Annotated in this window: 9 protein-coding genes and 1 pseudogene; 2 read left to right on the top strand and 8 right to left on the bottom strand. The window is 70.2% G+C overall.

Annotated features, from left to right (window positions below):
- The gene (locus tag ACFWA7_RS05290) at window positions 1-660 is read right to left on the bottom strand and encodes a hypothetical protein (protein ID WP_385821247.1); all 660 of its coding nucleotides are present in this window, start codon (window positions 658-660) and stop codon (window positions 1-3) included.
- A 531-nt stretch (window positions 661-1191) separates the two neighbouring features.
- On the opposite strand from ACFWA7_RS05290, the gene ACFWA7_RS05285 reads away from it, so the two are divergent.
- Complete coding sequence (locus tag ACFWA7_RS05285; RefSeq protein ID WP_385538583.1) at window positions 1192-2040, top strand: putative RNA methyltransferase; 849 nt, start codon at window positions 1192-1194, stop codon at window positions 2038-2040.
- A 447-nt stretch (window positions 2041-2487) separates the two neighbouring features.
- On the opposite strand, the gene ACFWA7_RS05280 is transcribed toward ACFWA7_RS05285, so the two are convergent.
- On the bottom strand, window positions 2488-3420 hold the full coding sequence (locus ACFWA7_RS05280; protein ID WP_385538585.1) for a hypothetical protein: 933 nt from the start codon (window positions 3418-3420) through the stop codon (window positions 2488-2490).
- Window positions 3421-3702: 282 nt separating this feature from the next.
- Between ACFWA7_RS05280 and ACFWA7_RS05275 the strand changes: the two genes are divergently transcribed.
- Window positions 3703-5841 carry a M4 family metallopeptidase gene (locus tag ACFWA7_RS05275; protein WP_385821086.1) on the top strand — a complete coding sequence of 713 codons (2139 nt, stop codon included), beginning with the start codon at window positions 3703-3705 and terminating at the stop codon, window positions 5839-5841.
- A 220-nt stretch (window positions 5842-6061) separates the two neighbouring features.
- Here the strand turns inward: ACFWA7_RS05275 and ACFWA7_RS05270 are convergent, their stop codons facing one another.
- The 6 genes and pseudogenes from ACFWA7_RS05270 to ACFWA7_RS05245 all read right to left on the bottom strand — a co-directional run.
- Entirely contained in the window at window positions 6062-6226 is a 165-nt protein-coding gene (locus ACFWA7_RS05270) for a hypothetical protein (protein WP_385821084.1), read from the bottom strand.
- A gap of 146 nt (window positions 6227-6372) precedes the next feature.
- Window positions 6373-6807 (bottom strand): spore-associated protein A, encoded by a 435-nt coding sequence (locus ACFWA7_RS05265; RefSeq protein WP_385538590.1) that lies wholly within the window; start codon window positions 6805-6807, stop codon window positions 6373-6375.
- A 247-nt stretch (window positions 6808-7054) separates the two neighbouring features.
- Window positions 7055-7366 (bottom strand): hypothetical protein, encoded by a 312-nt coding sequence (locus ACFWA7_RS05260; RefSeq protein WP_385538592.1) that lies wholly within the window; start codon window positions 7364-7366, stop codon window positions 7055-7057.
- Window positions 7367-7941: 575 nt separating this feature from the next.
- Complete coding sequence (locus tag ACFWA7_RS05255; RefSeq protein ID WP_385821082.1) at window positions 7942-10671, bottom strand: discoidin domain-containing protein; 2730 nt, start codon at window positions 10669-10671, stop codon at window positions 7942-7944.
- A gap of 393 nt (window positions 10672-11064) precedes the next feature.
- Window positions 11065-11253 (bottom strand): annotated as a pseudogene (locus tag ACFWA7_RS05250) (amidase); the annotation flags it as partial.
- 272 nt (window positions 11254-11525) lie between these two features.
- A partial coding sequence (locus ACFWA7_RS05245; protein ID WP_385821080.1) for a glycosyltransferase occupies window positions 11526-14154 on the bottom strand: 2629 nt, incomplete at its 5' end.

Genomic DNA, 14154 nt, shown 5'->3' with positions numbered 1-14154 from the left:
TCATGATCCCCCTCGGCCCGCGCGGCCGGACCGGCGCCCCGCCCCACGGAGGAGCAGGAATCGCTCCCCCGAATCCGAGGTGGGCGCGCATCTGACGGGCGGGTGTGCCCAGCGGGAGCACGCCGCCGAGCCTGGCCTCGGGGACGGGGACCAGCATCCTCGGCAGGTTGAGCACGATCGCCCGTGAACCACCGCCTCCCGGCTCTCTCCGGCAGCGCCCCGGTACGGGTGCGAGGACGACCAGATCGCGAAATCGCCTGCGCCGAGCCGGGCCTCGCTGCGCCCTTGGGAGACGGCCATGGATCCGCCGAGGATCAGGGCGAGTTCGTAGCTCTCCGGATCGCTTTGGCGCACGAGCGCCGCCGTCCGGTCGGAGCGCAGTTCGGGGAAGCACATCGTTGTCAGGTGCAGTTGCCCCATGGGCAGGGATCCGATGCTTCCGTCGAAGGCGGCGGCGTCGCTGGTGACGTGCACCGGTGCCACGCCTCGGCCGACGGCCTCCCGCCACCATGTGAATTGCTCGTCCTGCGGCAGACCTGCGGTGTCGAAGTGTGTGCCAGGCCATGAGCTGCCCCTCCCGAGGGACTCCTGCTCGTGCACCACTCGTGCACCAACGGTGCTCACGGGCGCGAACGGCGGGCCATGCGCGCCCCGAAACATGGCCGGGCCATTGCCCGGAATGGCCGACGCCGCCTCCGCGGGGCCCCGGCGGGTGTCGAGGCCGCCGCTTCGCCGCAGCGTCGCGGTGGCGATGGCCGGGAACTCCGTTACGGGGCCCGCGCAGTTGCGCTCCGGTACCGCCGGCGTCGGCAACACCCACACCAGCCCGTGGTACCACCAACGGCCAGGCCTGGACGGTGCACGCGTCAAAGGCGGGGCCGGCGGCCGGGGTGGGCCGAACGTCGCCGCAAGCGCCGCCGCGGCTGCGCGGGCGATTGAGCGGAACCTCGTCGTAGAATCGTGGCGTGGCATTCATGAGCACCCCGCACTACTGCTTCCTGTGATCGGCAGGCTTTGAGGGCGATGCCGGGCGGCGTCGCCCTCCTTGGTGTGCCTGCCGCGTGAACCACGTCCCCGGCGCTGCCCGTACCGAGGCGGCCGGAGGCTGGGCCCGTCCCTTCCTGGGGCGGTGACTTTCGAAGTACGCGTGCAGGCACGGTCCCCTCCCTTCACCGTTGCCAGGAGTGCCTTGTGCCCGTGTCGCTTTGTCCTGCCCTCGAACTGTTCCTCGGCCTGCTGCGCTGCCCGGGGTGCCGCGCCCGTCTGCACCCCGGCCCCGGCGCACTGCGCTGCCCGGCGGGCCACACCTTCGATATCGCCCGCCACGGCTATGTCAGCCTCCTGACGGGCGCCCGCGCCACCAGTGGCGACGACGCTGCCATGGTCCGGGCCCGGGACCGGTTCCTGGCCACGGGCAAGTACGGGCCCATCTGCCAGGCCGTGGCCCGTCTGGCGGCCGACGCCGTGCCCGAGCGGGGCACGGTCGTGGACGTCGGCTGCGGCACGGGCTACTACTTGGCCGGCGTACTCGACCAGTTGTCTGGCGCCCGTGGTCTGGGACTGGACACCTCGGTACGCGCGCTGCGCTCGGCGGCCCGCGTCCATGAGCGGGCCGCCGCGGCGGCCTGGGACGTCTTCCGTCCCTTCCCGCTGGCCGACGCGATGGCCGACGTCGTGCTGGACGTGTTCGCCCCGCGCAACCCATCCGAGTTTCACCGGGTGTTGCGCCCGTCCGGCCGGTTGGTCGTGGTGCGACCTACCGGGCGGCACCTGGCCGAGCTGCGTGGCCGTGGGCCCGCGGTGGTCACGGTCGACCCGGCCAAGGAGCAGCGCCTGCACCAGGCGCTGGCCCCCTTCTTCGAGGCCACCGCCACCGAGCAGATTGAGTACGTCACGTCCTTGACCAGGCTGGAGGCCCTCGACCTGGTGGGGATGACTCCGAGCGCACGCCACCTGAGCCCTTCAGACCTGGACGATGACGGCCTCCTGGCCGACCAGGTCACCGTCTCCGTGCTGGCCACCGCCTACCGGCCTCGGTGACCACGAGCGGGCGCACGCGCCTGCTGACCGTCGAGCAGTGCACGCCTGGTGCCCTGCCTTCCCCGCGACACGGGGGAGGCAGGGCATCCCTGCGAGCGGTCGTTGTCCGTCGGCGCGAGCCGCGACAGGACCACCGGGGACATGGGAGAAGCACTCCAGGCGCACCACGCGATCAGCCATCTCGCGGGGACTGTCTGGTCGCAGCCCTCAACGAGTGGCTATGAGCAGCGGATTTGCAGGCGTCCTCAGCCTTTCGGCGCGGACACGGCGCAGGCGTCGGCGATAGCCTGAGTGTCCCATGAGTGTGACCTCGGTCCCGGACGGACCGAGCGGCGTAAGGTCGTAGCGCCAGATCCAACCGCCGAACTCCAACTGACCGTCGCCCTTGCCACCGGAAGGGCCAGACGCCCCAGGCCAGAGCCCCCGCCCTTCAGAGCGGGGAGTACGTCAATCCCATTCCCAGCGCATGGCCTGGAAGCCCGGGCCGGGGTCTTCGACGGTGAAGGCGGCGCGGCCGGAGGCGCTGATCCAGACCTGCTCGGCGGGGTCCATGGGACCGCCGGCGGTGGTGCCGAAGTAACGGTGGCACCGGATGGGGACGGCGTCGGGATGGAACTGGACTTCGAGGGTGTAGAGCCGGGCGGGGGCGCGGAAGCCGGTGCCGACCTCGCTGGTGCGGGCACCGGTGGTCGAAAAGGCGTAGGTGTACTCGATTACGTCGGTCTCGCCCTTGGTGAGCACCCGGTCCAGGAGCAGTTCCGCGACGGACAGCGGCACCGAGATGTCAGAACGCACCCGGCCTTTGCGGGCATTGCGGATGTCCGTGAGCTCGGGCAGTGCGCGCTGCGGGTCGTCGCCACGGCTGATGAGCACCAGCCGGTCCACCCGCTCGTGCTCGGCGCGCAGCACCATGGTGACGGTCAGCCGCCGCTCGGCGCCGTTCTCGTCGATCTCGTACCGGTCGTGCACAGCAAGCCGGGTCAGCCCGTCGTCGGTGGAACCCATCGCGTCGAGCAGGCCGGGCAGGCTCTTGTACTGCTGCCACAGGTCCTCGGTCTCCAGCACCCGAGGCGGCCGGTTGACCCAGCGTCCGCGCGGGCGCTGGGGACCCAGCAGGGAGACCAAGGAGTCGGTGGGGAGGCCCAGCAGTTCCTCCAGCAGCCGGACGGCCTGCCGGGACTGGGGGCGTTCGGGGCGGCTGCGGCCACGCCGCCAGTAGCTGAGAGTGGTCACACTGACGGCGACTCCGCGGGCCGCCAGCCGGTGCTGGATGCGTTCCAGGCTGAGGCCGCTGGCGCGCACGGCGCAGTCGAGCGCGACCTCGAACGGGCCGTGGCGCAGGGCGTCGGCCAGGTCGGGCAGCGGGGGTTGAGGGGGCACAGGTGATCCGTCCTGCGTGCCGTGCGGGGGACCACATGCTAGCGACTTCCAGCCAAACGGCAGGTGACACACGTCACGATGTGAACAGTCTTGGCCAGGGCCCTGCTTGCGCAGGGGCGAGCACCGACCGCTCGTTCTGCTCGGTACACACGCGCCCATCAGGGCGGGAAACAACGGGGACACACACCCGTTACTTGTCATGATCGTTTCACAGGGATGCTTATTAAACAGAATTGGCATCTCATTGCCCCGGAGACGTAGATCCCGCCATTCTCCGTGCCCATGAAACGATCTCTACTCGTCGGTACGCTGTCCCTCGCGGTCAGCGGCCTTCTGATAGCCGGTGCGGGCACCCCCGCCTCCGCCGCCAAGGGTCCCCGGGCCGTCTCGCCTAAGCCGAGCAAGGCCCAGGCACTGCGGGATGCCACCGCCGAGGTGGCCGCAAGCCCCAACACCGTCCGGGCAGGCGTCCACGACACCTTCCTGTCACACGATGTGACGGTCGACAAGGACGGCAGCCGCCACGTCCACCTGGACCGCCGCTACCAGGGCCTGCCGGTCCTGGGCGGCGACGTCATCGTGCACTCGGCTCCCAACGGTGAGCTGCGCTCGACCTCTATGACCCTCAAGGCCCCGCTGTCGCTCTCGGTGACGCCGAAGGTCAGCAAGCAGCGTGCCGTGGCCGTGGCCGTCGCGAAGTTCAAGGGCGTCAGGAAGGGCAGCAAGGCCGAGCTCGTCGTCGACGCGACGTCGGCCACGCCGACGCTCGCCTGGCAGGTCGTCGTCGACGGCACCGCCCCCGACGGCTCGCCCAGCCACTTCCACACGCTGGTCGACGCGACGACCGGACAGGCCGGGAAGTCCTGGAACACCTTCCACAGCACGGTGGTCCCGGGCCACACCACCACCTCGCAGACCACCGCAATAGCCGGTGCCGCCGCCTCGGGCACCGGCCACGGCTACCAGGTCGGCGACGTGACGCTGGGCACGAACAGCGTCTCCGGCGGGTACGAGCTCAAGGACCCGACCCGCGGTAACGGGGAGACGCGGGACGCCCAGAACAAGACCGTCACCAACGACTCGCCGCCGGCCGGCTGGGGCGCCGCCTTCACCGACACGGACAACGTGTGGGGCAACGGCACCCTCAGCGACCGCGCCACGGTCGCCGTGGACGCCCACTACGGCATCCAGGCCACCTGGGACTACTACAAGAACGTCCACGGCCGCAACGGCATCAAGAACGACGGCGTCGGCGCCCGTTCCTTCGTGCACTACGGCGTCAACTACGCCAACGCGGGCTGGGACGACGACAGCTTCAGCATGATCTACGGCGACGGCGCCTCCGGCCAGAAGCCGTTCACCGAACTGGACGTGGCCGGCCACGAGATGAGCCACGGCGTCACCGCGGCCACCGCGGGCCTCAACTACTTCGGTGACGCGGGCGGCATGAACGAGTCCACCTCGGACATCTTCGGCACCCTGGTCGAGTTCAACGCCAAGAGCCCCGCGGACACGCCCGACTACCTCATCGGCGAGAAGATCAGCACCTCACCGCTGCGGTACATGGACGATCCGAAGAAGGACGGCGCCTCCCAGAGCTGCTGGACCACCAACACCAAGAACCTGGACCCGCACTACTCGTCCGGCGTCGGCAACCACTGGTTCTACCTGATGGCGGTCGGTTCCGGCTCGTCCAGCTACGGCAACAGCCCGACCTGCGACGGCGGTACGGTCACCGGCCTCGGCAACGACGCCACCGGCAAGATCTGGTACCGCGCGCTCACCACGTACCTGACGGCCGCCTCCACGTATGCGGATGCCCGTACCGCGACCATCAAGGCCGCGACCGACCTGTACGGTGCCAGCAGCACCCAGTGCACCACCGTCGAGAAGGCCTGGAGCGGCGTCGCCGGCGCGCCGACGGCGACCACATGCGGTGGCAGCGGCACCACTCAGCCGCCGAGCGGCTCCAACCTGCTGTCGAACCCCGGCTTCGAGTCGGGCGCGACCGCCTGGTCCGCGTCCTCCGGTGCCATCACCAATGACACCGGTGCCACCGCCCACGCCGGCTCGTACTACGCCTGGCTGGACGGATACGGCTCCTCCCACACCGACACCCTGTCCCAGTCGGTGACCATCCCGGCGACGGCCGCGGCTCCGAAGCTGTCCTTCTGGCTCGCGATCGACACCAAGGAGACCGGCACCACCGCGTACGACACCCTCAAGGCGCAGGTCGTCTCCGGCACCACGACGACCACCCTGGCGACGTACTCCAACGTCACGCCGAGCGGCTACGTCCAGCGCACCCTCGACCTGTCCGCCTTCAAGGGCAAGACGGTCACCATCAAGTTCACGGGCACCGAGGACTCCTCCCAGGCGACCAGCTTCCTGATCGACGACACCTCGGTCACCACCGGCTGATCCAGCGCGCGGAGCTGCACCGGCCTTGATCAACGGCCCGGACGGGATGGCGTACAACGCCCCGTCCGGGCCGTTCCAAAATATGCCGGGCATCGCACCTCCGGCACCCTCCAGCGACTGCTGAACGGGGCAACCCGGGATGCCGACGACTCGGCGCAATCGCCTTCTCCCCCGGGCAGAGCGGCCGCTCGACCGCCCGGTACGCAGCCGTCGGTGGGTTTCACCCACAGTGGCTGTTCCAGCGGCTGACCTCCCGGTCGTGGATCACACCGCCCCAGTCGACGCAGGTTCCGCGGCCGTCCACATGGACCGGACCGGCGTACAGGGTATAGCGGCCGGAATCCACGTCCTGGACGCCATTGTCGCGCCCGATCCATGCGGTCATCGCCACCACCGCTCCCGACCCGTGACGCACGACGACCACGCAGTTATGACGGCATCCTTCCGTGAGTCTTTGTCGTTGCACGGATCGTGCGGAAAGGCGTTCACTTCCAGACCCGCGCGTTTTCAGGAATGCGCGCCCCGGCTGCGCTACCCGCAGTGCCTGTTGAACTGATAGGAACCGGTGCCCGCGGGATCCACATAGCCTCCCCAGTTGAGACAGGTGGCCTGCCCGTTCACGTAGACCGGGCCCGCGTAGTGGCGGTAGAGGCCCTTGTCCTCCTCTTCGTAACCACCGGCGGTGCGCTGGATCCACGCGGTCATGAAGTAGAGGTCGTTTCCCTCGTTCGCCCCGTACTTCTGGGTGACGACACAGTTGTGACCGTTGGAGTCGTTCCAGGTCAGAAAGGTGCGTCCATAGCCACTGATATCGAGTGAATCGACCACGCGATATCCGGAGCCGCACGCGCCGTTGTACTGCCCGTCCGTCGGTACCGCCTCGGCCGTCACCGGAACCGCGATCAGACCGGCCACCGACACGAGCGCCGTGAATCCCACCCTGATACTGATCTGTCCGGCCTTCATTCCGAGAATCTCCTCGTCTGCCGTGCGCCATATGTACGTGGGCGGTGACGGCGGACAGAGTCTGCCGCCATCCTTACGGGAAAGAGCGGGGAAGGCGTGACGGTTTGTTGTCCGGCGCCCCGTCGAACGGCCGGTGAACCGTTGCCCGCAGGGCGCCGTGCTCACTGTTCTCGCGGTGAGTTCTTGTCGGCCAAGCGAGTTGGGGCAGAGAGATGGACCGGCTGGAACCGCCGACCAGTGGGGTGGGTCAGTCGCAGTGATACGGCCCCTTGTGGAAGCGGGCGGCCCGCGATGACGTGTCGTTGTTGTCGGCTCCGACGAACCCGTCCCAGATGATGCAGGCACCCGCGGCTCTCACCTTGACCGGCCCCGCGTACTGCGAGTAGTACCCCTCGTCCCAAACCGGGACCCCGGCCCCGTCGGAACGCCGGATACCGATGAACACCCATTTCGCCGGATCGGCGGGCGCCACCTGCAGCACCGCACAGTTCTCCTCCGTGGAGGAGTTATAGGTGAGATATCCGGTTCCGACGTACGCGCCGTCCGCAGGTCTGTACATGCTGACGTGGTCTATCTCCCGGAAACCGGATCCGCATCCCCCGTTGTACGATGCCACTCCCGCCGAGGCCGAGCCGGCGGAGAAGAACATCCCCCCTGCGACGACCGCGGTCGAGACCGCCAGGGTTGCCATACGGCGGCGTATCCGTCGGGTGCGGATACCGGTTTCCGACTTTCTGCGGTGAAGCGGGGTCCGCACGTGCCACCGGGGCGCGATCTTCACTGGCCCTCCCGAATGAGGTTGAGACGACGGAAGCCCCAACGTCACCCGGCCCCGGTTTGTCCGTCAATTCATCCCCTCAAAAGCCCAGGTCGGCGGCGGACATTGGGAATTGTCCGCGGACAACAGAACGGGGCGCCCGCTCATTCCGCGCATCCGATGAGGCCACTGCCGGACCGCCCCTGCCCCAACCGAGCGCCGTCGGGCTGCGGTTGGGGGCGGTGACCAGTCCCCTGTTTGAGCTGCCGACGGTCGCCACCCGCGCGGCCCTCGCCCGCCGGCGGGAGGCGTCCGGGGCAGCGGACACCTTATCCGGCGGGCGAAGCCGCAGACCGCCAACGCCGGTCATCCCTACCCTAGTTCACGGTCAGCTCCGCGACGCCCGGGTGCTTCTTGGCCTCCGCATCGCCTTGCACCGTCACCCGTACATACCGCGCGAGCCGCGCATCGCCCGCCACCGCGCGCTGCCAGTGCCGCCCGTCAAGGGACAGCTCGATGCTGTAGGCAGTGGGCTTGGTGTCGTTCCAGGTGGGGGTGACCTTCGTGACGCGGACCGGCTTGGCGAGGTCCGCCGTCAGCTCGCCCCGTGCACCGTCCGGGACCCAGGCCGTGGCCGTGTTGCCGTCGAGCGCGGCGCTCGCGTACATGCCGGGCTGTTCGGATGAGGCCGTGGCCGTGGTGCAGCGGGCCGCGTTGGTGGTGGGGTCGAGGTCGGGGCGGCGGGTCTTGAGGACGGCCGGGACGTCCTTGCTGACGATCTGCTCGCCCTGGGGAGTGTCGAGCGTCATCGGCGCGCCGTCGGTGAGGCGCACGGTGGTGCGGTGGGCGCCGAGTTCGATGTCGTAGGTGCGCCCCTGCCAGGTCAGGCCGTGCAGGGTGACGCCGCGGTCGAACTGCGGCGGCAGCATCGGGTCGAGGTGCACGCGGTTCTCGCGCATCCGCATCCCGGTCAGGCCGTTGGTGAAGACCTGCAGGAAGCCGCCCTTGCCGGTGAGGAAGTCATGCGCGGGCGAGCCCGCCAAGGGGTCATCGGCGCCCGCCTTGTCACCGCGGGCCTCCGAGAACTGCGCGAAGGGGCCGCGGACGAACGGCTTGATGGAACGCTCCAGATACGTGTACGTGGAGCAGCCCGGCTCCCCGATTCCAGCGGCGTCGATGGCGTGCACCGAGTCCGTCATGGCCGGGCCGTCCGGGTCGGTGCGCTGGGCGTAATAGTCGAGGGTGGCGGCGTCGGCGCCCTTGGGCATCGGCCACTCCAGCGGGTACACCAGCAGGACCGTGTCGGCCTGCTTGATCGTGCTGCCGTGGTAGCCGTCGTACTGCTGGAAGACCTTGCTTTGCGCGTCGTACGGGATCCGGATGCGGTCGGCGATCGCCTTCCACGCGGTGGGAGCCTGCTTGCCGAGTACTTCGGCGGCGCGGGTGGCGCGGCGCAGCGCCGTGGCGGCGCCGGCGTTGGTGAAGACCGCGTCGTCGACACCGTTGCTGTACTCGTCGGGCCCGGCCGTATCCTTGATCGAGTAGCTGCCGTCCGTGTTGCGGCTGACACGTCCCGCCCAGAACTCGGCGACGCCCTGCAGCACCGGCCAGCCGCGCTCGCGCAGCCACTGGGTGTCCTTGGTGGCCAGGTAGTACTGCCAGGTGGCCAGGGAGATGTCGGACTGAAGGTGGATCTGGGTGCGGCAGTGCGGCGGGTCGACGCTGTGGCACTCCTGGGCCAGGTTGCCCGAACTTCCGCTGTTCCAGGGGTAGAAGAGCCCTTGATAGCCGAGCTTGCGGGCGTTCTCGCGCGCCCCCGCGCGGGTCCGGTAGCGGTAGTCGACCACGGTCTTCGCGAGTTCGGGCCGGGTGGCGAGCAGGCCCGGGTACATCCACGTCTCGGCGTCCCAGAAGACGAGGCCCGCATAGTTGTCGCTGGTCAGGCCCGCCGGGGCGATGCTGTTGGCCGCGCCCTCGCGGGTGTTGGAGAGCAGCCCGTACTGCGCGGACCGCACCCACGACTGCATCTCGCGCTGCCCGGGGACCTCGATGTCGCTGCGCCACAGCCTCGACCAGGCGGCGGTGTGGGACCGCAGCAGGGCGTCCCAGCCACGGTCGGCGGCACGCTGCGAGGCGGCGGTGGCGTCGCGGCGCGGCGCGTGCGAGGTCAGAGCCGTGTCGACGCCGACGTACTTGGTGAAGTCGTAGGACTGCCCGCGCCGGACCGGGAGGGCGAGGACCTGGCGAGCGGTCATGTTCTGGGCGTGGCCGGCCTGTTGGGTCGTGGCGCCTTGGGCTCCGCGTCCGGCACGCAGGGTGGAGGCGACGGCGCCGTCGACGTCGGTGCCGTCCGTGCGGAAAGCCACGTCCATGGTCGGTGCGGTCCGGCCGTCGCCGCGCCGCCCCCCGGTCCGGTCACCGCCGCCGGTCTGCTGGATGCGCCGCGCGCCGCGACCGTCCAGCATGTCGGTGACGGTCGCCTCCCCGCTCCAGTGCGGGATCATGCTCATGTGTACGGCGCCCACATGCGGGTTGACACGGTCGGCGAGCACCTCGTACACGAGGTCGGTGCGGCGGCCGTCCGCGGCCGTCCAGGTGAGTGAGGTACGCACCACTCCGCAGTGAAGGAGGAGCGACTGACGGTAGTGGGAGATCCGGCCCGGCGATGTCGAAGAGTTGAAGGTATCGCTCTGCGCCCCGCCGGTACTGACACTGAGTGCGGTCCAGGTGGGCAGCGCGGCGACGGCCTGCCGGTCCGAGGCGGTCTGCTTGTTGTGCGCGTACAGACCGGAGACGAAGGAGCCGTCGTAGCGCGGGGTGAACAGCGGCCAGCCGGTCTTGGCAGTGCTGTCGGCGTATCCCGCGCCGTTGGGGGGCACGCGCTGGCCCAGGTAGCCGTTGCCGACGAAGGCATGGTGGGTGTCTGTCGCGTCCACACGGGTGGTGCCGAGCGTCCAGTCGTCGCTGTCGCGGCAGGTCGCGGTCGTGGCGGCGGCGTTCATCGCCGGCTGCGAGGCCGCCGAGGGCACGGAGGCGACAAGCACTCCGGCCAGTAGCACCGCGGTCAGTCGGGCGGCACGCGGCCGCACACCGAGGGAGTACGTCATTGTTCTCCATCACTCTGGTTCGCCTGCGAGGGTCCTGGGACCATAAATTTCCTGAACGATCCACGTCAATAGCTGTGCGTTCTTCATCAAGTTCCGAATTCATGAGGACGACTGTCGGCGGGCGGGCAGACGTGATTCAGCCAGTGCGTGGTGGCAGGGAGTGCGGCTGGGCCACATGGATGGCGAGGCCCCCTGTGGCGGCCCGGCACTACCCGCTCGCCGTGGGGCCCCTCCCCCTCCGCCCCGAGCGGGCCAGTCACCGTGGGGATGTGGGGGGTTTCGGGCACTGACGAGTGGCCCTTGTGCCCGGTGCATGAACCGCATGAACCGCACGAACCGCACGACAATGAATAGACTCCCGCCGGGGCAGAACACTCCTTGCCGCGGTTCCGCTCAGCGGACGGCGGGACCCACCGACGGCAGACAGCGCGGTGTGCGCCAGGCCTGTAGCCGCCGCTCCACCGCGACGCCCAGCGACAGCAGGCCGACGTCCTCGCGGTCGCCGGCCATCAGCAGCAGACCGACCGCGAGTTCACCCACGGATCCGGCGGGCACCGACAGCGACGGGTAGCCGGCGACGGCCGTGGCGCGCAGGGCGCGGCGGATGCTTCCGCGGTGCCCTCCGCGTCACGGGCGTCCCGCGAGCACCCGGCGTCTTCGAGCTCACCTGGGACAGCGACGGCCGCGTGACACGGAGTACGGGCTGGAACAGATACCAGGCGTGCCACATCGTGTGGCGGCGAGTCGGCAACCGCGACAGCACTCACGGGGCCATGAGCACGTCCATGGCTATGGAGGGCCAGACCCGACGGCGCTCAGCCGCCGGTTCCCGAACGGCTGCCGACCGTGTCAGGTCATCCGCCCTGCCCCGTGCCCCGCGAACCGCGGGGCGGGACCTCGGCCAGGACCAGGCGGGCGGCGGCCGCCCAGGTGACTGAGGCGGTGAGGCGGCTGCGCACGGTGTGCATCCGTTCGAACTCCTCCTCGCGGCCGCTCAGGCACTTCTCGATCCGTGCGGCCCATTCCCTGGTGTCGTCCGCGAAGTCGCCCGTGACGGGAACGATCAAGTGGTCGGCGTCGGAGCGGAGTTCCTCGCGCAGCAGCTGCGCCAGTCCGCTCTGGTCGCTGACGAGTACGGGCACGCCGCGCAGGATGGCCTCCTGTCCGACCAGGCCGAAGGCCTCCGAGCGGGACGGCATCACCACCAGCCCGGCGCGCAGCATGTCGGACTCCAGTTTGCGCGGGTCGGAGGAGTAGGGGCGTACCACCACGCGCAGGCCGGGACAGCCTGACCAGTCCTGGATGAGCTGCTGCTGTTCGTCGGCCTTCTCCGGCGGTGCGCCGCGGACGAACAGCTCGATCGGCTCTCCCGCCGTTCTGTTCCGCAGTTCGTGCACCATTCCGCAGGCCCGGGCGGCGAGGTCGACTCCCTTGAGCCGGACGTCCTCGGTGCGGCCGACGAACAGCACCTTGTGCAGCCCGTCCGGTGGAGGCCTGCGGCGCGCGAACGCGTTCGGCAGACCCCTCGCACCGGCCGGCCCGGTGGACGTGGGCGAATCGAAGCCCGGATCCAGGCGCAGCGGTTCGGGGACTCCGGTGCCCCAGAGCTCGTTGCTGAAACGGCGTTTCAGCGCCGGGCCGACCGCGACCACCCGGTGGGCCGTCAGGCCCAGCTCGCGCTCGATCTCGGTGCGTTCCTCGGCCTGCCGGGCGCGGTCGACGCCGTCACCCAGCTTGTGCCATTCGATCTCGTCGGGCGCCATGTGGACGAAGTGCAGCCGACGGGCGTGCGGGAAGAAGTCCTCCTTGAGGTGGGCGGCCGCCGGTCCGGTGATGCGGGCGTGTCCGATGACCAGGTCGGGGTGCGTACCGTGCGGGAGGGTCGGCCGACGGGTGAGCCGGCCGTAGTCCGGGGCTCCCGGCGCGCCGGGGTGGGTGAGCAGGGTGACGCCCTTCTCCTTGGCGTCGGTCACTTCGGAGGCGTCGGCGTCCAGCACGATGCAGAAGACCTGGGCGCCCGCGGCCGCCATCGCCACACACAGGTGCCGGTTGAAGGTGCTCAGACCGCCGCGGCCCGAGGACCATTCGGTGGCGACGACCAGGACGCAGGGCCGCTCCGACAGGACGTGGACGGCGGCCAGTTCGGTGGCGGTCACCCGGTCGAGGCCGAAGTCGAGTTCGTCGTCGAAGCTGGCGTCCTCGGCCTCGTCGGCGTCCGTGACCAGGTCCTCGTCCGTGGTCATACCGGCGTCGGTGTCGGTGTCAGCGCCCACGTCCTCCTCGGCGGGAGCATCGGGCTCCTCGGCCTCGACCGCGGGGGCCGCGGTGGGCGGGCCGATGGCGCCGCTGTCGGCCAGCGCCCGCAGCAGTGGCTCCGGCGTCGCATGGCTCAGGTAGGCGCTGTCCCGCACGACTTCGCCGAGGATCCGGCCTGCTGCGGCGTGGGTGGCGAGGTGTTCGAGGATGTACGGGTCCGCCGCGGCCCAGTCGCTTCGTCCGTCGGCCGTGCGCGGTACCAGGCGGGCCAGGCCCCGGGCCATGCGCCTCTGCTGCTCCCGCTCGTCGGCGGATGCCCGCAAGAACTCAGCGAGTGCGACGTGGAAGAGCCGGTGGACGGTGGTGCCGTCGGGCCTGGTGCTGTCGACCACGAGCGTGCCCGCCCGGTCGCGGAACCTCCGAAGCTCCTCGGGCGTACACACATCGCCGGTGAGGGCCTCGACCAGTGGCGCCCACAGTCCGTGAGGCAGGCCCGCTCCCTGAGCACAGGCGAGCGGCGACAGCAGGCGCTGCGAGCGTGCCTCGTCGGGGCCGAGGCGTTGGATCAGGCCGTGGAACAGCGAGGGGAGGTCTCCTGCGTTCAACGGTATGCCGTCAGCAGCCAGCGCACGCGCCGCCAACAGGTGCACCATCAGGAAGGAGTGGCCCACCTCGCGGGTGAAGTCGCGTTCGAGCTCAGCCAATATCGCGGCGGCCTGGCCGGGATCCTGGGCCAGCCGGTAGGCGAGCTGGCGCGGGGCGTCCTCGTCCCGGTACTCGGGCGAGTCCAGGTCGAGAACCTCGACGTCCGGGCCCAGTGACTCCAGTTGGGTCGGGCGGGTCACGACGAGGAGCCGCACAGCGGGAATGCGACCGAGCGAGCGTACGAAGCCGGCGAGCCCGTCGTCGTACGCGGACGGGGCCATCTCGTCGAGGCCGTCGAGGACGATGACGACGGGATCGGTCCGTGCTCGAAGCGCGGCGAGCACGTGTCCCGGGGCCGAGCCCGGGGGCCGGCCGAGCGCGGCGGCCAGGTCGGCGGCCAGCGACCGCAGCCCGTTGACGCCTCGGCCACTGAGGGGAATGACGGCCAGCCCCGGCGGCGGCAGCGTCTGGGGCGCGGTGTTCATCCTCGCCGGGCTGTCCGGGTCGGTCAGTGCCAGGAAGCGGCCCAGGAGGGCGGTCTTGCCGGAGCCCGGCGCGCCGGTGACCGCCAGCGGTGGCACC

It is taken from the genome of Streptomyces sp. NPDC059994 (assembly GCF_042737755.1).
Taxonomy (GTDB): Bacteria; Actinomycetota; Actinomycetes; order Streptomycetales; family Streptomycetaceae; genus Streptomyces.
This window is presented reverse-complemented; position numbering and strand designations above follow the sequence as displayed.